26 protein-coding genes are annotated in these 22,280 nt (G+C 59.2%); 23 read left to right on the top strand and 3 right to left on the bottom strand.

The window, feature by feature from the left end; genetic code table 11:
- Positions 1-3: 3 nt before the first annotated feature.
- The 16 genes from FIU92_RS10875 (at position 4) to FIU92_RS10800 (ending at position 14,811) form a co-directional block, all read left to right on the top strand.
- On the top strand, positions 4-420 hold the full coding sequence (locus FIU92_RS10875; protein WP_152458586.1) for an MAPEG family protein: 417 nt from the start codon (positions 4-6) through the stop codon (positions 418-420).
- 37 nt (positions 421-457) lie between these two features.
- Positions 458-808: a hypothetical protein gene (locus FIU92_RS10870; RefSeq protein WP_152458585.1), complete on the top strand. Its 351-nt coding sequence runs from the start codon at positions 458-460 to the stop codon at positions 806-808.
- Positions 809-906: 98 nt separating this feature from the next.
- Positions 907-1,311, top strand: a complete 405-nt coding sequence (locus FIU92_RS10865) for a DUF5333 domain-containing protein (RefSeq protein ID WP_152458584.1) — start codon at positions 907-909, stop codon at positions 1,309-1,311.
- 5 nt (positions 1,312-1,316) lie between these two features.
- The gene (gene nuoG / locus FIU92_RS10860; protein WP_152458583.1) at positions 1,317-3,338 is read left to right on the top strand and encodes an NADH-quinone oxidoreductase subunit NuoG; all 2,022 of its coding nucleotides are present in this window, start codon (positions 1,317-1,319) and stop codon (positions 3,336-3,338) included.
- Positions 3,335-3,550: a hypothetical protein gene (locus FIU92_RS22945; RefSeq protein ID WP_152458582.1), complete on the top strand. Its 216-nt coding sequence runs from the start codon at positions 3,335-3,337 to the stop codon at positions 3,548-3,550. Before nuoG ends, FIU92_RS22945 begins: the two co-directional genes overlap by 4 nt.
- On the top strand, positions 3,543-4,580 hold the full coding sequence (gene nuoH / locus FIU92_RS10850; RefSeq protein ID WP_152458581.1) for an NADH-quinone oxidoreductase subunit NuoH: 1,038 nt from the start codon (positions 3,543-3,545) through the stop codon (positions 4,578-4,580). The genes FIU92_RS22945 and nuoH overlap by 8 nt, the downstream gene beginning before the upstream one ends.
- A 2-nt stretch (positions 4,581-4,582) precedes the next feature.
- The gene (nuoI, locus tag FIU92_RS10845) at positions 4,583-5,077 is read left to right on the top strand and encodes an NADH-quinone oxidoreductase subunit NuoI (protein WP_152458580.1); all 495 of its coding nucleotides are present in this window, start codon (positions 4,583-4,585) and stop codon (positions 5,075-5,077) included.
- On the top strand, positions 5,074-5,484 hold the full coding sequence (locus FIU92_RS10840) for a carboxymuconolactone decarboxylase family protein (RefSeq protein WP_152458579.1): 411 nt from the start codon (positions 5,074-5,076) through the stop codon (positions 5,482-5,484). Before nuoI ends, FIU92_RS10840 begins: the two co-directional genes overlap by 4 nt.
- Positions 5,481-6,083, top strand: coding sequence for an NADH-quinone oxidoreductase subunit J (locus tag FIU92_RS10835; RefSeq protein ID WP_152458578.1), 603 nt, complete (start codon positions 5,481-5,483; stop codon positions 6,081-6,083). The genes FIU92_RS10840 and FIU92_RS10835 overlap by 4 nt, the downstream gene beginning before the upstream one ends.
- A 4-nt stretch (positions 6,084-6,087) precedes the next feature.
- Positions 6,088-6,393, top strand: a complete 306-nt coding sequence (gene nuoK / locus FIU92_RS10830) for an NADH-quinone oxidoreductase subunit NuoK (protein WP_005984024.1) — start codon at positions 6,088-6,090, stop codon at positions 6,391-6,393.
- 6 nt (positions 6,394-6,399) lie between these two features.
- On the top strand, positions 6,400-8,550 hold the full coding sequence (gene nuoL, locus FIU92_RS10825) for an NADH-quinone oxidoreductase subunit L (protein ID WP_152458577.1): 2,151 nt from the start codon (positions 6,400-6,402) through the stop codon (positions 8,548-8,550).
- Complete coding sequence (locus FIU92_RS10820; protein ID WP_152458576.1) at positions 8,550-10,094, top strand: NADH-quinone oxidoreductase subunit M; 1,545 nt, start codon at positions 8,550-8,552, stop codon at positions 10,092-10,094. The genes nuoL and FIU92_RS10820 overlap by 1 nt, the downstream gene beginning before the upstream one ends.
- 15 nt (positions 10,095-10,109) lie before the next feature.
- Positions 10,110-11,552, top strand: coding sequence for an NADH-quinone oxidoreductase subunit NuoN (nuoN, locus tag FIU92_RS10815; protein WP_152458575.1), 1,443 nt, complete (start codon positions 10,110-10,112; stop codon positions 11,550-11,552).
- A 54-nt stretch (positions 11,553-11,606) separates the two neighbouring features.
- Positions 11,607-12,356 carry a biotin--[acetyl-CoA-carboxylase] ligase gene (locus tag FIU92_RS10810; RefSeq protein WP_152458574.1) on the top strand — a complete coding sequence of 250 codons (750 nt, stop codon included), beginning with the start codon at positions 11,607-11,609 and terminating at the stop codon, positions 12,354-12,356.
- Positions 12,357-12,367: 11 nt separating this feature from the next.
- Positions 12,368-13,147, top strand: a complete 780-nt coding sequence (locus FIU92_RS10805) for a type III pantothenate kinase (protein ID WP_152458573.1) — start codon at positions 12,368-12,370, stop codon at positions 13,145-13,147.
- The gene (locus FIU92_RS10800; RefSeq protein WP_152458572.1) at positions 13,144-14,811 is read left to right on the top strand and encodes a ribonuclease J; all 1,668 of its coding nucleotides are present in this window, start codon (positions 13,144-13,146) and stop codon (positions 14,809-14,811) included. The genes FIU92_RS10805 and FIU92_RS10800 overlap by 4 nt, the downstream gene beginning before the upstream one ends.
- A gap of 10 nt (positions 14,812-14,821) precedes the next feature.
- Here the strand turns inward: FIU92_RS10800 and FIU92_RS10795 are convergent, their stop codons facing one another.
- Both FIU92_RS10795 and FIU92_RS10790 read right to left on the bottom strand, forming a co-directional pair.
- Positions 14,822-15,523 (bottom strand): NUDIX hydrolase, encoded by a 702-nt coding sequence (locus FIU92_RS10795; RefSeq protein WP_152459896.1) that lies wholly within the window; start codon positions 15,521-15,523, stop codon positions 14,822-14,824.
- 25 nt (positions 15,524-15,548) lie between these two features.
- Positions 15,549-15,947: a DUF983 domain-containing protein gene (locus FIU92_RS10790; RefSeq protein ID WP_152458571.1), complete on the bottom strand. Its 399-nt coding sequence runs from the start codon at positions 15,945-15,947 to the stop codon at positions 15,549-15,551.
- Between the two features lie 220 nt (positions 15,948-16,167).
- Between FIU92_RS10790 and FIU92_RS10785 the strand changes: the two genes are divergently transcribed.
- The 4 genes from FIU92_RS10785 to FIU92_RS10770 are packed head-to-tail and all read left to right on the top strand — an operon-like array spanning position 16,168 to position 18,075.
- A complete protein-coding gene (locus FIU92_RS10785; protein ID WP_152458570.1) occupies positions 16,168-16,638 on the top strand; it encodes an EF-hand domain-containing protein in 471 nt (156 codons plus the stop codon).
- Positions 16,639-16,644: 6 nt separating this feature from the next.
- Complete coding sequence (locus FIU92_RS10780) at positions 16,645-17,262, top strand: RNA polymerase sigma factor (RefSeq protein ID WP_152458569.1); 618 nt, start codon at positions 16,645-16,647, stop codon at positions 17,260-17,262.
- The gene (locus FIU92_RS10775; protein WP_152458568.1) at positions 17,252-17,605 is read left to right on the top strand and encodes a hypothetical protein; all 354 of its coding nucleotides are present in this window, start codon (positions 17,252-17,254) and stop codon (positions 17,603-17,605) included. The genes FIU92_RS10780 and FIU92_RS10775 overlap by 11 nt, the downstream gene beginning before the upstream one ends.
- Complete coding sequence (locus FIU92_RS10770; RefSeq protein ID WP_152458567.1) at positions 17,602-18,075, top strand: periplasmic heavy metal sensor; 474 nt, start codon at positions 17,602-17,604, stop codon at positions 18,073-18,075. The genes FIU92_RS10775 and FIU92_RS10770 overlap by 4 nt, the downstream gene beginning before the upstream one ends.
- Positions 18,076-18,080: 5 nt before the next feature.
- Here FIU92_RS10770 and FIU92_RS10765 read toward each other — a convergent pair whose 3' ends face one another.
- A complete protein-coding gene (locus tag FIU92_RS10765; RefSeq protein WP_152458566.1) occupies positions 18,081-19,481 on the bottom strand; it encodes a diguanylate cyclase in 1,401 nt (466 codons plus the stop codon).
- 88 nt (positions 19,482-19,569) lie between these two features.
- Between FIU92_RS10765 and FIU92_RS10760 the strand changes: the two genes are divergently transcribed.
- The 3 genes from FIU92_RS10760 to FIU92_RS10750 all read left to right on the top strand — a co-directional run bounded on the left by FIU92_RS10760 (position 19,570) and on the right by FIU92_RS10750 (position 22,249).
- Complete coding sequence (locus FIU92_RS10760; RefSeq protein ID WP_152458565.1) at positions 19,570-19,854, top strand: DUF3572 domain-containing protein; 285 nt, start codon at positions 19,570-19,572, stop codon at positions 19,852-19,854.
- A gap of 24 nt (positions 19,855-19,878) precedes the next feature.
- Positions 19,879-20,571: an HAD family hydrolase gene (locus FIU92_RS10755; protein ID WP_152458564.1), complete on the top strand. Its 693-nt coding sequence runs from the start codon at positions 19,879-19,881 to the stop codon at positions 20,569-20,571.
- 118 nt (positions 20,572-20,689) lie between these two features.
- A complete protein-coding gene (locus FIU92_RS10750) occupies positions 20,690-22,249 on the top strand; it encodes a trimethylamine methyltransferase family protein (protein ID WP_152458563.1) in 1,560 nt (519 codons plus the stop codon).
- Positions 22,250-22,280: the final 31 nt, after the last annotated feature.

Raw genomic sequence — 22,280 nt, 5'->3', positions numbered from 1 at the left:
GGGATGGACATGTTTGCGCAATACAGCCACGCGATTTCATCGGTTGTGCTTTTCACGCTGGTGGTTCTGTTCCTGGCCCCGTTTTCAGCACTGGCCAAGCAGGGCAAGGGCCTCGCGCCGGGGGCAACCCCTGAGCAGGACTATTCCGACCAGGCCTATCGACTGAACCGGGCCTATCTGAACGGAACGGAAACGCTTCCGGCGTTTGTGGCTGTTGTGACCGCGGCGGTATTGCTGGGCGCCAGCCCGTTCTGGGTCAATCTGCTGGCGTCTGTCGCTTTGGTTGCGCGGTTGGTGATGCTGGTGGTGCACATCAAAGGCATAGGCAAGCCGAACAGTGGCCTTCGGTCCGTGCTGTATGTGTTGGGCTGGGCCTGCATGTTTGTGATTGGGCTTATGGCATTGGTGGCGGCGTTCTGATGGCGTCCCGGCAGATGAGAACACGAAGAGGGATAGTATGAAGGCCCCAAAAACCCTTGTAGTCCTGCTGGCACTGGCAAGCGTGTCCGCCTGCGGCATCATCAAGCCGTCGGAAGATCGTATTCTGTTCGATGGAAAGGCGTTCAAGGCAAAGGCGAAGGCGGTCGACAAGAAAGCATCACCAACGGACTTTACCGTTGTGGTAAAGGGTGCGTCCGCATCGCTGGACGGCGCGCGTGAGGCCGGCCGTCATGAAGGAACCAAGTTTTGCGTGCAGAATTTCGGGTCTTCGCGGATCGATTGGAAAGTGGGGCCGGATACTGAACCGCAAAACCTGCGCATCAGTGATGATCAATTGACCTTTGCGGGAAAATGCCAACGGCCATGACGCGCGGTTTTGCATATCACGACACGGATTGCCGGCCGCTATTGCCTAGCAAGACCGGACCGGTTCGTTTTGGTGCGCCCAAAACGAAGGGAAGATCCATGTCTTTTGCCAAAACACTCACCCTGGCTGTCTTGATCACATTGCCTGCCGTCGCAAATGCGAAGCCGCCCTTGAGGGATGTCAAAGAGATCGACAACGAACTCTATTACATCGCCATCGCAAATGAAATTTCGGAATATTGCCCCTCGATCAGCGGGCGTCGATTGAAAGCGATCAGTGTGATGTGGGGGCTGCGGTCCAAGGCGAACAAACTGGGGTATTCGGACACCGAAATCCGCTCTTACGTCGAATCGGATGCTGAAAAAGACCGGATGCGCGCCAAGGGCGAGGCGTATCTGGCTTCGAATGGCGTGACCTATGACAACCCCAACACATTCTGCACTCTGGGGCAGAAGGAAATCCAAAGAAACAGCGCCATTGGCGTTTATTTGAGGGCGAATTGAAAGCCATGTCTGACCTCCGCAAGATCAATATCGACGGACAGGAAATCGAAGTCGATGGCGCGATGACCCTGATCCAGGCTTGTGAACAAGCCGGGGTCGAAGTGCCGCGCTTTTGTTATCACGAGCGTCTGTCGATCGCTGGCAATTGCCGGATGTGCCTGGTCGAGGTCGTCGGCGGGCCGCCGAAACCTGCGGCCTCCTGCGCGATGCAGGTGCGCGACCTGCGCCCGGGGCCTGAAGGCCAGCCCCCGGTGGTCAAGACGAACTCGCCCATGGTCAAAAAGGCCCGCGAAGGTGTGATGGAGTTCCTGCTGATCAACCATCCGCTGGATTGCCCGATCTGCGATCAGGGTGGCGAATGCGACCTTCAGGATCAGGCGATGGCCTATGGCATGTCGGGATCCCGCTTCAAGGAAGCAAAGCGGGCGGTCGATGACCTGGATCTTGGCCCGCTGGTTGGCACCGCAATGACCCGCTGCATCAGCTGCACGCGCTGCGTGCGCTTCACCACCGAAGTTGCCGGGATAACTCAGATGGGTCAGACCGGGCGCGGTGAGGATGCCGAGATCACCTCGTATCTGAACCAGACGCTGGATTCGAATTTGCAGGGCAACATCATCGACCTGTGCCCGGTTGGGGCGCTGACCTCCAAGCCCTACGCCTTTACCGCGCGTCCGTGGGAATTGACCAAAACCGAAAGCATCGATGTGATGGATGCGTTGGGATCGAACATACGCGTCGATACCAAAGGTCGTGAAGTCATGCGTTTCCTACCGCGCAATCATGACGGCGTGAACGAGGAGTGGATCAGCGACAAGACACGTTTCGTCTGGGATGGCCTGCGCCGTCAGCGTTTGGACAAGCCCTATGTCCGTGAAAACGGAAAGCTGCGCCCGGCCTCATGGTCCGAGGCGCTGACCAGGGCCGCAGAGGCGCTGAAGGGCGCCGAGAAACCTGCCGGTATCGTGGGCGATCTGGCTCCGGTCGAGGCGGCGTTTGCGCTGAAACAGATGATCGAAGGGCAGGGTGGTGTTGTCGAATGCCGTACCGATGGCACAAAGCTTCCGGCGGGCAATCGTGGCGCTTACGCCGGTACCGCCGCGATTGAAGACATCGACACCACGGAACGCATCCTGCTGATCGGTACCAACCCACGTGACGAAGCGCCTGTCCTGAACGCGCGTATCCGCAAGGCATGGGCGCATGGGGCCGAAGTCGCTTTGGTCGGTCCTGCGGTCGATCTGACATATGAGTATCACCACGTTGGCGATGATCGAACAGCGCTGCAAAAAGTTGTCGACATGGGCGGAGATGATGAGATCAAGAGCAAACGTTCGTTGGTCATCATCGGACAGGGCGCTTTGCAGGAAGCGGACGGCGCCGCCGTGCTGGCTGCTGCGCAAGCCATCGCGGCCAATACGGAAAGTGGTCTGATCGTTTTGCACACTGCGGCGTCGCGCGTCGGTGCGATGGACGTGGGTGCCACGAACGAAGGCGGAATGGACGCGATCAGCGCCGCCGATGTAATCTACAACCTTGGCGCGGACGAGGTCGAGATCGGCGAAGGCGCCTTTGTGATCTATCAGGGCAGCCATGGTGACCGGGGCGCACACCGCGCCGATGTGATCCTGCCAGGCGCGGCCTATACCGAGGAAAACGGCGTGTTCGTAAACACCGAAGGTCGCCCTCAACTGGCGATGCGGGCCGGTTTTGCGCCGGGTGAGGCGAAGGAGAACTGGGCCATCCTGCGCGCCTTGTCGGCCGAACTGGGCGCAACACTGCCCTACGACTCTCTGGCGCAGTTGCGCACGGCCTTGATCGAGGCGGTTCCGCATCTGGCCCGCATCGACGAAGTGATCGAGAACGAAGTGAAAGCTCTCGACACCGGTACTCTGGGCAACGCAACTTTCCGCTATGCGATCAAGGACTTCTACCTGACCAACCCGATTGCACGGGCTTCACAGCTGATGGCCGAGCTGTCGGCACAGGCGCAGGCCCGCAAATCCGAGAAGATCGCGGCGGAATGACCCAGACCTGTTTCATATCGCAGGCAAAAGCGGCTGCCGGGTGGCAGTTCGCCGCGCCAGATTTGCATGTGAAACCGAATATTAAGGGTGGCGCAATGGCGGCAGATGCTGTTTACACCAACGCGCCGACCCAGCCGCAATTTGCGCAGGCTTCTGGCCTTTGCATCGCGCGCGGAAAACGGAATACCCACGGTGTGAGGACCAATGGCTGAATTCTTTAACACCCCAGGCGGAATAGCCATCATCATTCTGGCGCAAGTGCTTGCCGTTGTTGCCTTTGTGATGATTTCACTGTTGTTCCTTGTTTACGGGGACCGCAAGATCTGGGCTGCTGTCCAGATGCGCCGCGGCCCCAACGTGGTGGGCGTCTATGGCCTGCTGCAATCGGTGGCGGATGCCCTGAAATATGTGGTGAAAGAGGTCGTCATTCCTGCGGGCGCCGACCGGACGGTCTTTATCCTCGCACCGTTGACATCCTTCGTTCTGGCCATGATCGCCTGGGCGGTGATCCCGTTCAACGATGGCTGGGTTCTGTCGGATATCAACGTGGCCATCCTCTATGTATTCGCCGTGTCCTCGCTTGAGGTTTATGGCGTGATCATGGGCGGTTGGGCGTCGAACTCAAAGTACCCGTTCCTGGGCTCGCTGCGCTCGGCCGCGCAGATGATTTCCTACGAGGTTTCGATCGGCCTGATCATCATCGGTGTGATCATCTCGACCGGCTCGATGAATTTTGGCGACATCGTGCGCGCTCAGGACGGCTCGTTCGGCTTCTTCAGCTGGTACTGGCTGCCGCATTTCCCGATGGTGTTCCTGTTCTTCATCTCGGCCCTGGCCGAAACCAACCGCCCGCCCTTCGACCTGCCCGAGGCGGAATCTGAACTGGTCGCCGGTTATCAGGTCGAATACTCGGCCACGCCTTTCCTGCTGTTCATGGCAGGCGAATACATCGCGATCTTCCTGATGTGCGCGCTGACCTCTCTGCTGTTCTTCGGCGGCTGGCTTTCGCCGATCCCGGGCCTGCCCGATGGCGTGCTGTGGATGGTCGCCAAGATGGCGTTCTTCTTCTTCATCTTCGCGATGGTCAAGGCGATCACGCCCCGCTACCGCTATGACCAGCTGATGCGGCTAGGCTGGAAAGTGTTCCTGCCATTCTCGCTGGCTTGGGTGGTTTTCGTGGCCTTCGCGGCGAAATTCGACTGGTTCTGGGGCGCGTTTGCCCGTTGGAGCGTAGGAGGCTGATCATGACCCAAATCGACTATACCCGCGCTGCCAAATACTTCTTGCTGCAAGACTTCTGGGTCGGCATGAAGCTGGGGCTGAAGTATTTCTTCGCCCCCAAGGCCACGGTGAACTATCCGCACGAAAAGGGGCCTCTGTCCCCACGTTTCCGCGGCGAACACGCCCTGCGCCGTTATCCCAATGGCGAGGAACGCTGTATCGCCTGCAAACTGTGCGAGGCGATCTGCCCGGCACAGGCCATCACCATCGACGCCGAACCGCGCGAAGACGGCAGCCGCCGCACCACGCGCTATGACATCGACATGACCAAGTGCATCTATTGCGGTTTCTGTCAGGAGGCCTGCCCGGTCGATGCCATCGTCGAAGGCCCGAATTTCGAATTCGCGACGGAAACCCGAGAAGAGCTGTTCTATGACAAGCAGAAACTGCTGGACAACGGCGAACGCTGGGAAGCCGAGATCGCCCGCAATCTGGAATTGGACGCGCCTTACCGATGACTGACAGCCCGACAAATCCGTTCGAGCTGATGATGAAGCAGGCTCAGGACATGGCCAAGGCGATGAACCCGGCGATGGAAAGCTTCTCGCCCAAGGGGTTCGAGGCGCTGTGGCCGACCATGCCGAAAGAGGTCATGGAGATGATGTTCGGCAACACCGTCAACAAGGACGGGCTGGATGCCAAGACTCGCCTGTTGCTGACGCTGGCCGGGCTGACCTGTCAGGGCGCTCAGGCGGACTCGGCGGTGCGCCAGACCGTGCGCCACGCGCTTGAGGCTGGTGCCAAGAAACAAGAGATCGTGGAAACGATCGGTCAGATGTCGGTCTTTGCCGGCATCCCGGCCATGACCCGCGCGCTGGATCTGGCGCAAGAGGTCATGGGCGACAACGAGGATGAGGATCAATGACCGTCTTTGCCTTCTACCTGTTTGCCATCAGCGCCATCACCGGCGGACTGTTCACGGTGATCAGTCGTCAACCGGTGCACTCGGTGCTTTGGCTGATCCTGTCCTTCCTGTCCTCGGCGGGGCTGTTCGTGCTGCTTGGGGCCGAGTTCGTGGCGATGCTGCTGATCATCGTCTACGTAGGCGCGGTCGCGGTGCTGTTCCTGTTCGTGGTGATGATGCTGGACGTGGACTTTGCCGAGCTCAAGGCCGAGATGGCGCGCTATATGCCGCTGGCCCTGTTGATCGGTCTGGTCATCCTGATGCAGTTCGTCATGGCCTTCGGAGCCTGGGACAGCGCGCAGGGCGCAGCGGCCAATCTGGCGCAGCCGGTCCCGGCGGACCGTCACAACACCGAGGCGCTTGGCGTCATTCTTTACGATCAATACTTCCTTCTGTTCCAGCTGGCGGGCCTGATCCTGCTGGTGGCCATGATCGGTGCCATCGTGCTGACCTTGCGCCACCGTCAGGACATCAAGCGTCAGGACATCATCGGCCAGATGATGCGCGACCCGGCAAAAGCGATGGAGTTGAAGGACGTGAAACCGGGGCAGGGACTTTGAGACCATGATCGGACTTGAACACTATCTTACGGTCGCGGCGACGCTGTTCGTTATTGGCATCTTCGGTCTCTTCCTGAACCGCAAGAACGTTATCATCCTGCTGATGAGCATCGAACTGATGCTGTTGGCGGTGAATATCAACCTCGTGGCGTTTTCCAGTTTCCTCGGCGATCTGGTCGGGCAGGTCTTCACGCTGTTCGTGCTGACCGTTGCGGCGGCCGAGGCGGCGATCGGGTTGGCCATTCTGGTCTGCTTCTTCCGCAACCGCGGCACCATCGCGGTTGAAGACGTCAACATGATGAAGGGGTAAGGGATCATGGAAACCACAATCCTCTTTGCCCCGCTGGTGGGCGCGCTGATCTGCGGCTTTGGCTGGAAGTTCATTGGCGAGAAAGCCGCCATGTGGACCGCCACAGGCCTTCTGTTCCTCGCCTGTCTGCTGTCATGGCTCGTGTTCTTCTCGTTCGACGGGCACACACAACAGATCGAGATCATGCGCTGGATCGAAAGCGGGTCGCTCTCGACCTCGTGGGCCATTCGTCTGGATCGGCTGACCGCCATCATGCTGATCGTGGTCACCACGGTTTCGGCGCTCGTGCATCTCTACAGCTTTGGCTACATGGATCACGACCCGCAATGGCGCGAAGGCGAAAGCTATAAGCCGCGCTTCTTTGCCTATCTGTCCTTCTTTACCTTCGCCATGCTGATGCTGGTGACGGCGGACAACCTGGTGCAGATGTTCTTTGGCTGGGAGGGCGTGGGTGTCGCATCCTACCTGCTGATCGGCTTCTACTATCGCAAGCCGTCGGCAAATGCGGCGGCGATGAAGGCCTTCATCGTGAACCGTGTGGGTGACTTTGGCTTTGCGCTGGGCATCTTCGCGCTGTTCTTCCTGACCGACAGCATCAACTTTTCGGACATTTTCGCATCGGCACCCGCGCTTGCAGATGAAAAGCTGCATTTCCTGTGGGGCGAATGGACCGCGGTCGAGGTGATCTGTGTTCTGCTGTTCATCGGCGCGATGGGTAAATCCGCGCAGCTGATCCTGCACACCTGGTTGCCCGACGCGATGGAAGGCCCGACGCCGGTGTCGGCCCTGATCCACGCGGCCACCATGGTGACAGCGGGCGTGTTCCTGGTCTGCCGCATGTCTCCGCTGATGGAGTTCGCGCCGGGCGCGACCGGGTTCATCACCTTCCTTGGGGCCTCGACAGCGTTCTTCGCGGCGACCGTGGGTCTGGTGCAGACCGATATCAAGCGCGTCATTGCCTATTCGACCTGTTCGCAGCTGGGCTACATGTTCGTGGCCGCGGGCGTGGGCATGTATTCGGCGGCGATGTTCCACCTGCTGACGCACGCTTTCTTCAAGGCGCTGTTGTTCCTTGGTGCGGGGTCCGTGATCCACGCCATGCATCACGAGCAGGAGATGACGGAATACGGTGGTCTGCGCAAAAAGATCCCCTATACCTTCTGGGCGATGATGATCGGAACGCTGGCCATCACAGGTGTCGGCATTCCGCTTACCACAATCGGTTTTGCCGGGTTCCTGTCTAAAGACGCCATTATCGAAAGCGCCTATGCGGGTGGAACCGGGTACGCCTTCTGGATGCTGGTGATCGCGGCGATGTTCACCTCGTTCTACAGCTGGCGTCTGATCTTCCTGACCTTCTATGGCACACCACGTGGGGACAAGCATACGCATGACCACGCACATGAAAGCCCGATGACCATGCTGGTGCCGCTGGGCGTTCTGTCGCTGGGTGCGGTGTTTGCCGGGATGATCTGGTATGGCAATTTCTTTGGCCATGCGGACAAGGTCGGCAAGTTCTACGGTATTCCGGTTGCCGAAGCGTCAGAACATGCCGAGGCCGGTGACCATGCGGCGGCGGATGCTTCGCACGGTGAAGACAGCCATGCGGATGAAAGCCACGCTGCTGACGGCCATGCCGATGAAGGTCATGGTGAGAAGGATGCCAAGGGTGGCGATCATCACTATGTCTTTGCGGGCCAGCCCGGCGAGGGCGCGCTTTACATGGCGCCGGACAACCATGTTCTGGACGATGCGCACGCGGCTCCGAAATGGGTCAAGGTTTCACCCTTCGTCGCCATGTTGCTGGGCTTTGTCGTGGCCTACTGGTTCTACATCGTGAACACGTCGCTGCCGGCACGTCTGGCTGCAAATCAGCGTCCGCTGTACCTGTTCCTTCTGAACAAGTGGTATTTCGACGAAATCTACGATGCGGTCTTCGTAAAACCCACTGTGGCGCTTGGCCGCTTCCTGTGGAAACGCGGTGACGGCAATACAATCGATGGCTTCCTGAACGGAGTAGCAATGGGCGTCGTTCCCTTCTTCACCCGCCTCGCCGGCAAGGCGCAGACCGGGTACATCTTTACCTATGCCTTCTGGATGGTGCTGGGCATCGCGGCCCTTGTGACCTGGATGTCGATCGGCGGAGGGGCCCAGTAATGGATTATATCCTTTCGATCGTCACGTTTATCCCCGCCATCGCCGCAGGCATTCTGGCCTTGTTCCTGCAGGGTGACGATGCGGCGGCACAGCGGAACGCCAAGTGGATTGCTCTGCTGGCCACCACGGTAACCTTCCTGGTTTCCATCGGCATCTATACCGGCTTTGACCCGTCGAACCCCGGTTTCCAGATGGTGGAAGAGGGTGAGTGGCTGATGGGCCTCAAATACAAGATGGGTGTTGATGGCATCAGTGTCCTGTTCGTTCTGCTGACGACCTTCATCATGCCGCTGACCATTCTGGCCAGCTGGAATGTCACGGACCGCGTCAAGGAATACATGGTTGCCTTCCTGCTGCTGGAAACGCTGATGCTGGGCGTCTTCATGGCGCTTGATCTTGTACTGTTCTACCTGTTCTTCGAGGCAGGTCTTATTCCGATGTTCCTGATCATCGGGATATGGGGCGGCAAGGATCGGATCTACGCCAGCTTCAAGTTCTTCCTCTATACCTTCCTCGGCTCGGTCTTGATGCTGGTCGCCATGGTTGCAATGTATGCTGACGCAGGCACCACGGACATTGCCGCGCTGATGACGCACCAGTTCTCGTCCGAGGGCTTCAGCGTGCTGGGCATTTATGTTGTCGGTGGCATGCAGACCCTGATGTTCCTGGCCTTCTTTGCTTCGTTCGCGGTGAAAATGCCGATGTGGCCGGTGCACACCTGGTTGCCGGACGCCCACGTTCAGGCGCCCACGGCGGGATCGGTCGTACTGGCGGCGATCCTGCTGAAGATGGGCGGCTATGGCTTCCTGCGGTTCAGCCTGCCGATGTTCCCGGTGGGTTCGGCCGTGATGACCGATCTGGTGCTGTGGATGTCTGCCATCGCGGTTGTCTATACCTCGCTGGTGGCGCTGGTACAGGAGGATATGAAGAAGCTGATCGCCTATTCCTCGGTCGCGCATATGGGCTTTGTGACCATGGGTATTTTCGCGGCAAACCAGCAGGGCATCGATGGCGCGATCTTCCAGATGCTCAGCCACGGGTTCATCTCGGCAGCGCTCTTCTTGTGTGTCGGCGTGATCTATGACCGGATGCATACCCGCGATATCGAGGCTTATGGCGGTCTGGTGATCCGGATGCCCGCATACGCGCTGGTCTTCATGCTGTTTACCATGGCCAATGTCGGCCTGCCGGGCACATCGGGCTTCATCGGCGAATTCCTGACCCTGATGGGCGCGTTCCAGGTCAACACCTGGGTAACGGCGGTGGCTGCAACCGGTGTGATCTTCTCGGCGGCTTATGCGCTGTGGCTCTACCGCCGAGTCGTGTTTGGCGATCTGATCAAGGAAAGCCTCAAGGCGATGACCGACATGAGCTCGCGCGAGCGGTTGATCTTCGCCCCTCTGATCGTGATGATCATCCTGCTGGGTGTCTACCCGTCGCTGGTAACCGATGTGATCGGGCAATCCACAGCGGCTCTGATTTCGAACTATGACACGGCTCTGGCCGCGGCTGAGGCTGCGACCCAGACAGCCGCTTCGCATTAAGGGAGCTTTGGAGACATGATCCAGGCTGATCTGACAATCATCCTGCCGGAAATCGTTCTGGCGCTTTATGCGATGGCGGCGCTGCTGGGTGCTGTCTACACGACAAAGGACGGGCTGGCGCCTCTGCTGGTCTGGACCACGGCAGGTCTTATGGCCCTTCTGGCAATCTGGATTGCAACTCAGGGCGGGGGTACAAACGTGGCCTTCAACGGCATGTTCGTCGATGACGGCTTTGCCCGCTATGCCAAGGTTGCCATCCTGCTGTCGGCGGGTGCCGTACTGATCATGAGCCAGGAATACATGGCGCGCCGTGATCTGCTGCGATTTGAATACCCGTTGCTGGTGGCACTGGCCGCCGTGGGGATGATGATGATGGTCAGCGCAGGCGATCTGATGTCGCTTTACATGGGGCTCGAGCTGCAATCGCTGTCGCTTTATGTCGTGGCTGCTCTGCGTCGTGACAGCGCGAAATCGACCGAGGCAGGTCTGAAGTATTTCGTGCTGGGTGCGCTGAGCTCGGGGCTGCTGCTTTATGGCGCGTCGCTGGTTTATGGCTTTACCGGCACCACGTTGTTCTCGGGCATCATCCAGACAGTTCACCATGGCGATGTTTCGTTGGGGCTGCTGTTTGGCCTGATCTTCCTGATCTCGGGTCTGGCCTTCAAGGTCTCGGCCGTTCCGTTCCATATGTGGACGCCGGACGTTTACGAGGGGTCTCCCACGCCGATCACGGCCTTCTTTGCCACGGCGCCGAAGGTTGCGGCGATGGCGTTGTTCGCGCGCCTGTTGCATGACGCGTTCGGCGGTGTTGTCGAAGACTGGCAGCAAGTGATTGTCCTGCTGTCTGTATTGTCGATGTTGCTGGGGGCCGTGGCCGCGATCGGGCAGCGCGACATCAAGCGTCTGATGGCGTTTTCGTCGATTGCCCATATGGGCTATGCGCTGATTGGTCTGGCCGCCGGTACCGAGCTGGGTATCAAGGCGATGCTGATGTATCTGGCCATCTACGTGACCATGAATATCGGCACCTTCGCCTTCATTCTGATGATGGAGCGTGACGGCAAACCCATCACCGACATTGACGCTCTGCGGCAATACTCCAAGCGTGATCCGGGCAAGGCGCTGGCGGTGCTGATCCTGATGTTCAGCCTTGCGGGCGTGCCTCCGATGCTTGGTTTCTTTGCGAAATTCGGCGTCTGGCAGGCGGGCGTCAGTGCGGGTCTGACCAGTCTGGTCGTCGTCTCGGCCATCGCTTCGGTCATCGGTGCCTTCTATTACCTGCGGATCGTGTTCTACATGTATTTCGGGGCCGAGAACGAAGAGCCGATCCAAACCCGGTCGACCCCTGTTCTGTGGGTGGCATTGATGGGGTCTGCGGCCCTGATGCTGGTCGGTATCTTCTATCAGTTCGGCGTCGAGGGCGCGGCAGCAGCCGCGGCGGCCACGCTTGTCAACTGATCGTTTTGCACAACCGGAAAGAGGGGCTCGGTTGCGCGACCGAGCCTTTTTGATATGACAAAATGGCCCCAAGGCTATGGCCTGCACGAGGTGCAGGAAGTCGACAGCACGCTGAATGAAGCGGCGCGGATTGCTCCGAATGCGCGTGGTCCCGTCTGGATCATGGCGCATCACCAGACGGCGGCGCGCGGGCGGCGCGGACGAAGCTGGGCCAACCCGATGGGCAACCTGGCGGCGACCTTGCTGATGCGTCCTCAGGGCGCGCCGGAACAGGCGGCTTTGCGCAGTTTCGTGGCGGCGCTGGCCCTTTTTGACGCGTGTGTCGCCGTTACCGGGCGGGCTGCCGGACTGTCGCTGAAATGGCCCAATGACGTGCTGCTGAACGGCGGCAAGCTTGCCGGTATCCTGCTGGAAAGCACGGGGCAGGGGCATGGCGTGGGGCATCTGTCCATCGGCATCGGAGTGAATCTGGCCAATGCCCCGGATGCCGACGCGGTGGAGCCCGGCGCGGTTCGTCCCGTGTCACTTCTTTCGGAAACCGGGGCACATGTCTCGCCCGAGGATTTTCTGACCGAACTGGCCGCGGCCTACGCCGCGTATGAAACCCAGTTCGTCACCTATGGGTTCGAACCGATCCGCACCGCCTGGCTGTCCCGGGCGGCCCGGTTGGGCGAGGTCATCACCGCGCGGACCGGTACGTCAGAAACGGTTGGAACCTTCGAAACGGTGGACGCAAGCGGTAACCTTGTCTTAAACACCGCCAAAGGCCGCGTGAGCATTCCTGCGGCGGATGTCTATTTCTGAGAGGGGCGCGGATGCTTCTGGCCATCGATTGCGGCAATACCAATACCGTCTTTTCGATCTGGGACGGTGAGGAGTTTTTGTGTACCCTGCGCACCTCGACCCACCATGCGCGCACGGCAGACGCTTATTTCACCTGGTATTCGACGCTGGTAAAGCATTATGGGATCGAGGCGGACATCACCGATGTGATCATCGCCTCGACCGTGCCGCGCGTCGTGTTCAACCTGCGCATCTTCGCCGATCGCTTTTTTGGGTGCAGACCATTGGTTGTGGGCAAGCCCGATTGCCTGTTGCCTGTCCCGCCGCGTGTGGATGAAGGCACGGTGCCTGGCCCGGATCGACTGGCCAATGCCGTGGGCGCTTTTGACCGCCATGGTGGCAATGTGGTTGTCGTGGATTTCGGAACCGCAACGAATTTCGATGTTGTCGCCGCCGACGGCGCATATGTGGGGGGCATTATCGCCCCCGGTGTGAACCTGAGCCTTGAGGCCCTGCATCAGGGCGCCGCGGCGCTGCCGCATATCGATGTCTCCCGACCTGACAAGGTGATCGGTACGAATACGGTTGGTTGTATTCAATCGGGCGTGTATTGGGGATATTCCGGTTTGATCGAGGGGCTGATCGCCCGGATCAAGGCCGAGTATGGAATGCCGATGAAAGTCGTTGGAACCGGAGGGCTGGCCCCCTTGTTCGATCAGGCCGACGTGGGGTTCGACGCAATCGAGGATGATCTGACGATGCACGGCCTGACCGTGATCCATCGCTACAACAAGGATAATGGCTCCGTATGAGCAGTGAAAGATTGATCTACCTGCCGCTGGGTGGCGCGGGCGAAATTGGCATGAACGCCTATGTGTACGGCTACGGTGAACCGGGAAAGGAACGCCTGATTCTGGTGGATCTGGGCGTCACTTTTCCTGATATGGACACAACGCCGGGCGTTGACCTCATCTATGCCGATATCTCTTGGCTGAAAGAGCGTGCCGACCGGCTGGATGGTGTTTTCATCACGCACGCCCATGAAGACCATGTCGGCGCCGTGGCCCATTGTTATGAAGCCTTGGGTGCGCCGGTCTATGCGCGTGCCTTCACGGCCAATATCGCGCGCCGCAAGATGGAAGAACACGCACACCCGACCGAGGCGGTCACGACCGTTTCCGCCTGGCCTGAACAGGTGTCCGTCGGGCCGTTCACGGTTGGCTTCCTTCCTGTTTCGCACTCGATTCCCGAAAGTGCCGCATTGGTCATCGACACCCCCGCAGGGCGTGTCGTGCATTCGGGCGACTTCAAGCTGGATGCTGCTCCGGTCGTTGGAGAGGCCTTTGACCCTGACCTGTGGGCCGAGGTCGCCAAGCCCGGCATCAAGGCGCTGGTCTGTGACAGTACGAATGTGTTTTCGACCCATCCGGGGCGTTCAGAATCCGAAGTTGGCCCCGAGATCGTCAAGCTGGTCGAAGGCGCGGAAGGTATGGTTGTGGCGACCACCTTTGCGTCGAACGTTGCGCGGGTCAAAACGCTGGCCGAGGCGGGTGCGCGGGCCGGGCGTTCCGTCGTCCTGCTTGGGCGCGCGATGCGTCGGATGATCGAAGCCGCGACCGAAACCGGTATTCTTGCGGATTTTCCCAAGGTGATCAGCGCCGAAGAGGCTCTGGACCTTCCGCGCCAGAACCTGATGCTGATCGTGACCGGCAGCCAGGGGGAACGACGGGCCGCAAGCGCCCAACTGGCCCGTGGCAAGTACCGTGGTCTGGAGCTGGCCGAGGGCGATCTGTTCCTGTTTTCCTCGAAAACCATTCCCGGGAACGAGCGGGGCGTGATCTTTATCATGAACCAGCTCAGCGAAAAGGGCGTGGATGTCGTCGATGACAGTTCGGGCCTTTATCATGTCTCGGGCCATGCGAACCGGCCGGACCTCGAGAAAGTGCACGCACTGACCGATCCGCAATTCGTGATCCCGATGCATGGCGAACACCGGCACCTGCGCGAGCATGTCAAACTGGCAGAGCAGGGTGGCAGAACCGGAGTGCTGGCGGTGAACGGCACCATGCTGGATCTCAGCGGCAATGCGCCTGTGGTCGTCGATTATGTTGAAACCGGTCGCACATATCTGGACGGCACCGTGAAGATCGGCGCCCTTGACGGCGTGGTGCGGGATCGTATCCGCATGGCTTTGAACGGCCATGTTACGGTGACGGTGGTTCTGGACGAAGAAGACGAACCGCTGGGCGAGCCGTGGTGCGACACCATGGGGCTGCCCGAAACTGGCACGTCCCGTGCCGCGTTGGTCGAAGTGCTGGAAGAGGATCTGAACCAGTTCCTGATGCGGGCCGCCGCCAAGACCCTGCGCGATGACGACAAGCTGGAAGAAGAAATGCGCCGCATCGTGCGGCAGACAGCCAAAGCCGAAATTGGCAAAAAGCCCGAAGTGACGGTGGTGGTCAGCCGGATGCGGTGAAACCGATCCGTCAGTCGTGGGTTGGCATCTGATAGCCCCTGAGACGCAGGAACAGGTTGGCTTCTTCGTTGTTTTTGTAGAATGGAACCGACGATGGCGGCTCGGGGGACGTAACCCGGGCCGCTATTTCCGCCAGAACGACCTCGGTGATAAACGGCAGATCCAGATCCCGTGCCCGATCCAGTGGCACCCATTGCAGGTGCGACAGCTCATCCGAGGCGTGACTGAAATCATCCACATCACCTTGCAGAGCGTCGGCGTCGACCAGAAAGAACCGCGCATCGAACCGGCGGGGACGGCCCGGTGGAGTTACCGCGCGAAAGACGAACTGAAGCGCAGCCGCAGTTGGCAGGTAACCCAACGCGGCAAAGCTTTGCCAATCGTCAGGTGCATGACCGGGCCATGTGCCCGGCTGGCCAAGAACAAGACCGGTTTCTTCCCAAAGCTCGCGTATGGCGGCAGCGGCGAGGGCGCGTTGAATCCCCGGCTCGGCCTGTTCGCCCAAACGTTCAAAGCACAGATCCGGCAAATCCGTTGCCAATGGAACATCCGCGTCAGCCGGATCAACCGCGCCACCGGGAAAGACGAACTTGTTCGGCATGAAGGCCGCTTTGGACCCGCGCTGCCCCATAAGGATCGAGGGGTTTGTCCATCTGTCCCGCAGCACGATAACCGTCGCTGCGTCCCGGATGGCTGTTTTGTCGAGTGTCATGTCCAAACTGGTCAACTGGGTCGGGTCACGCGGTTTTTCCAAAGCCATGCATGCGGCGTGCCCACTGATATGCCACCACCGCACCTTTCAGGCGTGGCAACAGGTACAGGGACAGGGCGACGCAGGCGACGGAAAAGCCGATGGCCATGGTCCACGGATCGGGCCGCCAATGCACATAGGACACGTGCAGAGCAGGCGCCAGCAGATGGCCGACCAGCAGGATTGTCAGGTAGGCGGGCCCATCATCTGCGCGATGGTGAAACAACTCCTGCCCGCAGTTCAAGCAGGTGTCATTGACCTTGAGATAGCTGTGCAACAGCTTGCCTTCCCCGCAGTTGGGGCATTTGCAGCGAAACCCCTTGACCAGGGCTGGCCATGTCTCACGCTCATCTTCAGAGGTCGTCTCGATCGTCTGATCCGTCATAATGTAACTCGCGCAGTAATCTTTTGCGGATAATGGGCCTGATCGTGGAAATATAAAAGGGGGGTGCGTCGCTTTGCAACGTCTGCCCAGCACCTCGTCTTGGGGCGGTCCCGAACCTTTCAAAAAATAATATCGACTTTAGCGACGGAATCCCTGGCGCGGCCCGTTTGAATGGGTATGAGCGGCGGCACTCGGGCCGCGTCAACAAAAGGAAACGGAAATGAAAAACGTTACATTCATCTCGGCCATTGTTATGTCGGCTGTTGCGATTACCGGTACTTCTGTTCTGGCCGCTGGCCCGGGTGGCCGCGAGCCGGTGTCCTTTCAGGAACTGGACGCCGATGGCGATGGTCAGGTGACGCAACAAGAGATGGAGGCGCATCGCACCGCTCGTTTCACTGAGGCGGACACCAATGGGGATGGAATGCTGAGCCAGGAAGAAATGCAGGCTGCCGCCCAGAAGAAAGCCAGCGATCGGGTTGCCAGGATGTTCGAAAACAACGACGCGAACAAAGATGGCTTCCTCAGCCAGGATGAGTTGCCGAAACCGCGCCGGGCTGACAAGATGTTTGATCGGATGGATGCGGACAACAGTGGCGGAATCTCGGAACAGGAATTTGCCGATGCCAAAGATCGGATGGGACGGCACCCTAAGAAAAAGCATCAAAAATCGAATGCAAGCGATAACTGATGCAGGATGGAGGATCTGACCTCCCACCCACAAGATGTTCGCGGTGCGGATTGTGCCGCGAACACACTCAGCGACGATGCGTTGCTGAGGCAATTCGCCGACGGCGAGGCGGGGGCGGCACGGATCCTGACCGATCGTTTGGGGCCACGCTGTTACTCGGTTGCTTTGCGCATGTTGGGCAATCGGGCCGAGGCGGAAGACGTGACGCAGGATGCGATGATGCGGTTATGGCAGATGGCGCCGAATTGGGTGTCGGGTCAGGCCAAGGTTTCGACCTGGCTGTATCGGGTGACGCTGAACCTGTGCGTGGACATCAGGCGCAAGAAGACACCCGACAGGTTGTCGGACGTTCCCGAGCCCGAAGATGGCAAGGCCAGCGTTGTTGACCGCATGCAGGACGAGGCGCGCAAGGATGCCTTGCAGTCGGCTTTGGCAGAGCTGCCCGAGCGGCAGCGACAAGCGGTCGTGCTGCGCCATATTGAAGAGCTGCCCAACCCCGAGATTGCCGGGATAATGGGCATTTCGGTAGAAGCAGTTGAAAGCCTGACCGCAAGAGGCAAGCGCAGCCTGACCGCGATCTTGGCCGGACGACGCGAAGAACTGGGGTATGACAATGGCGGATGAAGACCTGGAACTGGATCACTTGTTTGCACAGGCACAGCGGCAGCGACCAGTACTGCCAGACGATCTTGCCGTGCGCATCCAGACGGATGCTGAAACTGTTCGCCTCGGTCGCCTTGCGCCCGCACCGCAGCCGATGCCTTCGATATGGAACAGGTTGATAAGCAATGTAGGAGGATGGCAGGGCCTTGGCGGGCTTGTCGCCGCAAGCGCTGCCGGGGTCTGGATCGGGTTTTCCGCACCGGCCTTTCTGCCGGACCCGGCCAACCTGTTGACGTCAGAGAAGACACCCTTCCTCGTCGCGGACCTTGGATTTGACTCGAGTTTTCTGGAGAGCACGGAATGAACGCTGATCCCAAGCCCAAACGCAGGTGGGTTCCTGTCGTCCTGGCCCTGTCACTGGCGCTGAACCTGCTGGTTGTCGGTATCGCTGTGGGCACCGTATTGCGCCTCAAAGGTGGGGATCATGCCAAATCACCGCCCGGCTTCGGCCCCGCGTTGTACCGGGCCCTGCCCAAGGATGATCGAAAGGCGATGCGGGGCGAGCTGACGGGCCTGCACAAAAAGGGATCCAAGGGTCGCGCTCAGGATTTTGAAGCGCTCAGTCAGGCGTTGCGTGCAACGCCCTTTGACCCGGTGGCCGTTCAGGTTCTGTTGCAACAACAAGCACAGGCCACCGCCGATTTGCAGCAGGCCTTGCAAACGCAATGGCTGGCACGTGTTACCGCCATGAGTGATGATGAGCGGCAGGCCTATGCAGACCGATTGCAGGAGGTCGTCAAACGCGGGCCGCATGGGCACAAGAAAAGAGACTGAACAGATCAGGCGGCACTTTGCCTGATACTCACCTGATTGCGCCCTGCCTTCTTCGCAGCATACAGCGCTTTGTCCGCGGATTTGATAAGGTTTTCCACGCTTTCAGCCGCACAGTCTTGCCGGGCGAAACCGACCTGAGACAACTTCAACCCGATACTGACCGTCACATCAACTTGTGCCCCATGGTCCGGCAACAGGAACGGGGACTGACAGATGCTGTCACAAACGGTTTCGGCCAGGTTCAGCGCCTGTTTGGGCGATACATCGGGCACGCCGATCATGAACTCTTCTCCCCCGATGCGGGCGACAAAGCCACGGGATCCCAAGGCATTTTGCATACGTTCCGCCGCTTGCGTCAAAACGTAATCGCCGCTTGCATGGCCATGGCCATCATTTATTGCCTTGAAGTGATCCAGATCGGCCAGCATGATCGCAAAACTGCGCCCCGTTCTGGCCGATTGGCGCGCGATCTGATCCAGCGCGCGCATGGCGTAGCGGCGATTGTGCAGCCCGGTCAACGGGTCGATCCAGGATTCCGCGATGCCTCTTTTGAGAGAGACCCGCATCTGATCCAGTCGCGCTTTGCGGGCAATCTGGTTTTCAAGCCGCAGCAGGATCTCTTGCGCGCAGAACCCGCCCAGACAGACAGCATCGGCCCCTCGGTCCAGAGCTTCCGAAGCCTGTCCGGCGTCTTCGTCTTTCAGCACCCCGATCAAAACCGTGTGCCGAGTCACGCCGCGTGATCTCAGGTCGGCAAGGATATTCAGACCTGCCGGGTTCGAGCCCAGTTCAACCACGATCGCATCAGGAACAGAGCCGGACAAAACACCCCGCAGGTTTGACTGAAGATGCCAGTTCAAATCAAATTGACGTTGATCGTCCAGGGCCTTTTGCCAAAGCGCGCCGGTTCGAGCCGTGTGGGTCAGAATATCAACCCGCGCCGCCTTGGACGGTCTGATCATAGGTTGGGCCGGCTCTGCGAAGCCAACCGGTTGCGATCCGTTGCCGACCTGCAAATCCTGAGTGGCCGCACGGGCACGCAGAAGGCTGCGAACCCGCGCCAATAATAAAGTGTCTTTGAACGGGTGCGTCAGAACATCATCCAGCCCGTCCTTCAACGCCCGCAGCCGAGCGTCCCGGTCATTTTGCGCGGCAATCGCCACGACCGGAACGTCGTCAAAGCCGGGTTCCTTCACGATCGCCTTCTTCACATCCGCAGCTGTTCCGTCCGGCAACGTCTGGGCCGTCAGAACCAGATCCGGTTGCGTACGCCGCACGAGTGCGGGCAACCCTTCAAGCTTTTCCCCCTGCACCACGTGATACCAGGCCGCCGTCAGCTGTACCTTCAGCATGATGCGATTGGTCGATACCCCGTCGAGGACAAGGATGGTTCCCTGCACAGACATAGTTGTTCACCGTTGATTGCATGCGTGAACAAAGTGTTTATGACTCTGGTTAACAAACCCTTTCCAAGACCGGATCTGACCCAAGTTTATGCCGATATCCTCTGATTCCGCCGAAACTCTTGCGCTGACGGCCCTGGCCTGGCTGGTCAGCAATGACGAGCTTTTGCCTGTTTTTCTGGGCTCTACGGGCGCATCGATCGAGGATGTGCGCGATCGGGCAAGCGATACCGAGTTTCTGGCATCGGTTCTTGATTTTCTGGTGCTTGACGATTCGTGGGTCATGGCGTTTTGTGACGCCAATTCACTCGCCTATGATCTTCCCGCCCAGGCAAGGGCGGTATTGTCCGGCGGCGCTGAGATACACTGGACATAACCATATTTTCCGCAGGAGCACCGGATGCCGATAGATGCGATCATCTTTGACAAAGATGGCACGCTGTTTGACTTTGCCAATACGTGGGGAGGGTTCGGACGCTCGATGCTGTTGCGCCTGTCCAACGGGGACGAAGATCGCGCGACCGAGCTTGGCCGTGTCATCGGATATGATTTCGAGCAAGGGAAATATACCGAAGACAGTATTGTAATCGCCGCCACGGTCGAGGAAATCGCAGAGGTCTTGATTGCCCATGTCGATGGCGTGACTTTGCAAGAGATCATCGATTTGATGAACTCCGAAGCCGCCTCGGCCCCGCAGGTGCCCGCCGTGCCATTGGTTCCTTTCCTGGAAGGTCTGCAAAACTCCGGAATCAAGCTGGGCGTTGCGACGAATGACAGTGAACATCCTGCTTTGCAGCATCTCGAATCTGTCGGGATAAGGGGGCATTTCGATTTCGTCGCCGGGTATGACAGCGGTCACGGGTTCAAGCCGGGACCGGGCCAGTTGCTGGCCTTTGCCGCCCATATTGGGGTCGAGCCATCTCGTATCGCGATGGTGGGTGACAGTCTTCATGACTTGCAGGCCGGGCGCGCGGCGGGGATGACCACGATCGGTGTTTTGACCGGTTTGGCCGAGGCCGATGCATTGGCTCCGATGGCGGATGTGATTTTGCCGGATATCGGACATATTCCCGAATGGTTAGCCAAAATTTGATTTTCAAATCCGGGATTCGACAAAACGGAATGAAAAACCGACATATTCTGTCGCAGACGGAGCGGCCATAGGCGTCTCTTCGGGGCTTGCTTGACGAAAGCAAGAACAGGAGGCACCGATGGCCGAGACCAAGACACGCAAGCGCCGCGGAGGAGGGCGCGCAGGGGCGGCTGCGCGCAGGGGCAGTGCAGCGATTGACCAGATGCCCTGGGATCCGCCGGTCAATATCGATCGACCCATAGAACCTTTGGATCAGGCCGGTATCGAAGCGATCCATGAAGGGGCGATGCGCATCCTCGAAGAGATCGGAATCGAGTTTTACAACGAAGAGGCAATAGGCATCCTGCGCGAAGCCGGTTGCACCATCGACGGCGACAATGTCCGCATGGGGCGGGACTTTGTCATGGAGATGATCGCCAAGGCTCCCAGCCGTTTTTCGATCACCCCTCGCAATCCGGATCGCAAGATCGAAATCGGCGGGAAGAACATCCTGTTCGGCAACGTCTCTTCCCCGCCGAATTACTGGGACATGGAGATCGGGAAAAAAGTACCGGGCAATCGCGAGATGTGCCGGAACCTTCTGAAGTTGACCCAATACTTCAACTGCATCCATTTCGCCGGCGGATACCCGGTCGAGCCGGTCGATATCCACGCCAGCGTGCGCCATCTGGACGTGCTGTACGACAAGCTGACCCTAACCGACAAGGCGATGCACGCCTATTCGCTGGGCAAGGAACGCGTCGAAGATGTCATGGAGATGGTGCGCATCGCAGGCGGTTTGAGTCACGAGGAGTTCGAAGCCGCGCCGCGGATGTATACCAATATCAACTCGACCTCGCCGCTGAAACACGATCACCCGATGATCGACGGGTGTTTGCGCCTGGCGCGGCGTGGTCAGGCGATTGTTGTCACGCCCTTTACGCTGGCGGGTGCGATGGCCCCCGTAACCATGGCGGGTGCCGTGGCGCAGTCCTTGGCCGAGGCGCTGTGTGCCATTGCGCTGTTCCAATACGTGCGCCCCGGTATCCCCTGTGTGATCGGTACATTCACGTCGAATGTGGATATGAAATCCGGCGCGCCGGCCTTTGGAACACCGGAATATATGCGTTCGACCCAGATGACCGGCCAGATGGCGCGGTTCTATGGTTTGCCCATGCGGTCTTCGGGTGTTTGTGCGGCAAATGTGCCGGACGGGCAGTCGGTGTGGGAGACTTCGAACTCGCTTTGGGCCGCCGTGCAATCGGGCACCAATATGGTCTACCACGCAGCCGGTTGGCTTGAGGGCGGTCTGATCGCCAGCCCGGAAAAGTTTATCATGGATTGCGAAATCCTACAGCAAATTCAACGCTATATGAACCCCGAGTTGACCGCCACAGGGCCGGACGAGATTGCACTGGATGCGATCCGGGCAGTCGGCAATGACGGTCATTTCTTTGGCATTCAGCATACGCAGGATCGCTATACCACGGCCTTCTATCAACCCTTCCTGAGTGATTGGAAAAACTATGAAGGATGGGAGGTCGCCGGCGGTATCTGGACGGCAGAACGCGCGCATCACATGTTCAAGGAGATCATCTCGAGCTTTGAAGCCCCCCCGATCGATGAAGGCATTCGCGAGGAGCTGGCAGCTTTTGTCGAACGCCGCAAAGCGGAAGGCGGCGCGCCCACGGATTTCTGACCGGACAGGTGGTATCGCGCTGATACTCGGT

The organism is Ruegeria sp. THAF33, from assembly GCF_009363615.1.
Taxonomy (GTDB): domain Bacteria; phylum Pseudomonadota; class Alphaproteobacteria; order Rhodobacterales; family Rhodobacteraceae; genus Ruegeria.
This window is presented reverse-complemented; position numbering and strand designations above follow the sequence as displayed.

Coding starts and splice junctions, on each gene's coding strand:
- nuoN (WP_152458575.1), top strand. CDS start 10,110: ATGATCCAGGCTGATCTGACAATCATCCTGCCGGAAATCGTTCTGGCG.
- FIU92_RS10865 (WP_152458584.1), top strand. CDS start 907: ATGTCTTTTGCCAAAACACTCACCCTGGCTGTCTTGATCACATTGCCT.
- FIU92_RS10840 (WP_152458579.1), top strand. CDS start 5,074: ATGACTGACAGCCCGACAAATCCGTTCGAGCTGATGATGAAGCAGGCT.
- FIU92_RS10785 (WP_152458570.1), top strand. CDS start 16,168: ATGAAAAACGTTACATTCATCTCGGCCATTGTTATGTCGGCTGTTGCG.
- FIU92_RS10795 (WP_152459896.1), bottom strand. CDS start 15,523: ATGACACTCGACAAAACAGCCATCCGGGACGCAGCGACGGTTATCGTG.
- FIU92_RS10750 (WP_152458563.1), top strand. CDS start 20,690: ATGGCCGAGACCAAGACACGCAAGCGCCGCGGAGGAGGGCGCGCAGGG.
- FIU92_RS10800 (WP_152458572.1), top strand. CDS start 13,144: ATGAGCAGTGAAAGATTGATCTACCTGCCGCTGGGTGGCGCGGGCGAA.
- FIU92_RS10760 (WP_152458565.1), top strand. CDS start 19,570: ATGCCGATATCCTCTGATTCCGCCGAAACTCTTGCGCTGACGGCCCTG.
- FIU92_RS10805 (WP_152458573.1), top strand. CDS start 12,368: ATGCTTCTGGCCATCGATTGCGGCAATACCAATACCGTCTTTTCGATC.
- nuoH (WP_152458581.1), top strand. CDS start 3,543: ATGGCTGAATTCTTTAACACCCCAGGCGGAATAGCCATCATCATTCTG.
- FIU92_RS10770 (WP_152458567.1), top strand. CDS start 17,602: ATGAACGCTGATCCCAAGCCCAAACGCAGGTGGGTTCCTGTCGTCCTG.
- FIU92_RS10765 (WP_152458566.1), bottom strand. CDS start 19,481: ATGTCTGTGCAGGGAACCATCCTTGTCCTCGACGGGGTATCGACCAAT.
- nuoI (WP_152458580.1), top strand. CDS start 4,583: ATGACCCAAATCGACTATACCCGCGCTGCCAAATACTTCTTGCTGCAA.
- FIU92_RS10775 (WP_152458568.1), top strand. CDS start 17,252: ATGGCGGATGAAGACCTGGAACTGGATCACTTGTTTGCACAGGCACAG.
- nuoG (WP_152458583.1), top strand. CDS start 1,317: ATGTCTGACCTCCGCAAGATCAATATCGACGGACAGGAAATCGAAGTC.
- FIU92_RS10835 (WP_152458578.1), top strand. CDS start 5,481: ATGACCGTCTTTGCCTTCTACCTGTTTGCCATCAGCGCCATCACCGGC.
- nuoL (WP_152458577.1), top strand. CDS start 6,400: ATGGAAACCACAATCCTCTTTGCCCCGCTGGTGGGCGCGCTGATCTGC.
- FIU92_RS10810 (WP_152458574.1), top strand. CDS start 11,607: ATGACAAAATGGCCCCAAGGCTATGGCCTGCACGAGGTGCAGGAAGTC.
- FIU92_RS10755 (WP_152458564.1), top strand. CDS start 19,879: ATGCCGATAGATGCGATCATCTTTGACAAAGATGGCACGCTGTTTGAC.
- nuoK (WP_005984024.1), top strand. CDS start 6,088: ATGATCGGACTTGAACACTATCTTACGGTCGCGGCGACGCTGTTCGTT.
- FIU92_RS10790 (WP_152458571.1), bottom strand. CDS start 15,947: ATGACGGATCAGACGATCGAGACGACCTCTGAAGATGAGCGTGAGACA.
- FIU92_RS10870 (WP_152458585.1), top strand. CDS start 458: ATGAAGGCCCCAAAAACCCTTGTAGTCCTGCTGGCACTGGCAAGCGTG.
- FIU92_RS10820 (WP_152458576.1), top strand. CDS start 8,550: ATGGATTATATCCTTTCGATCGTCACGTTTATCCCCGCCATCGCCGCA.
- FIU92_RS10875 (WP_152458586.1), top strand. CDS start 4: ATGGACATGTTTGCGCAATACAGCCACGCGATTTCATCGGTTGTGCTT.
- FIU92_RS22945 (WP_152458582.1), top strand. CDS start 3,335: ATGACCCAGACCTGTTTCATATCGCAGGCAAAAGCGGCTGCCGGGTGG.
- FIU92_RS10780 (WP_152458569.1), top strand. CDS start 16,645: ATGGAGGATCTGACCTCCCACCCACAAGATGTTCGCGGTGCGGATTGT.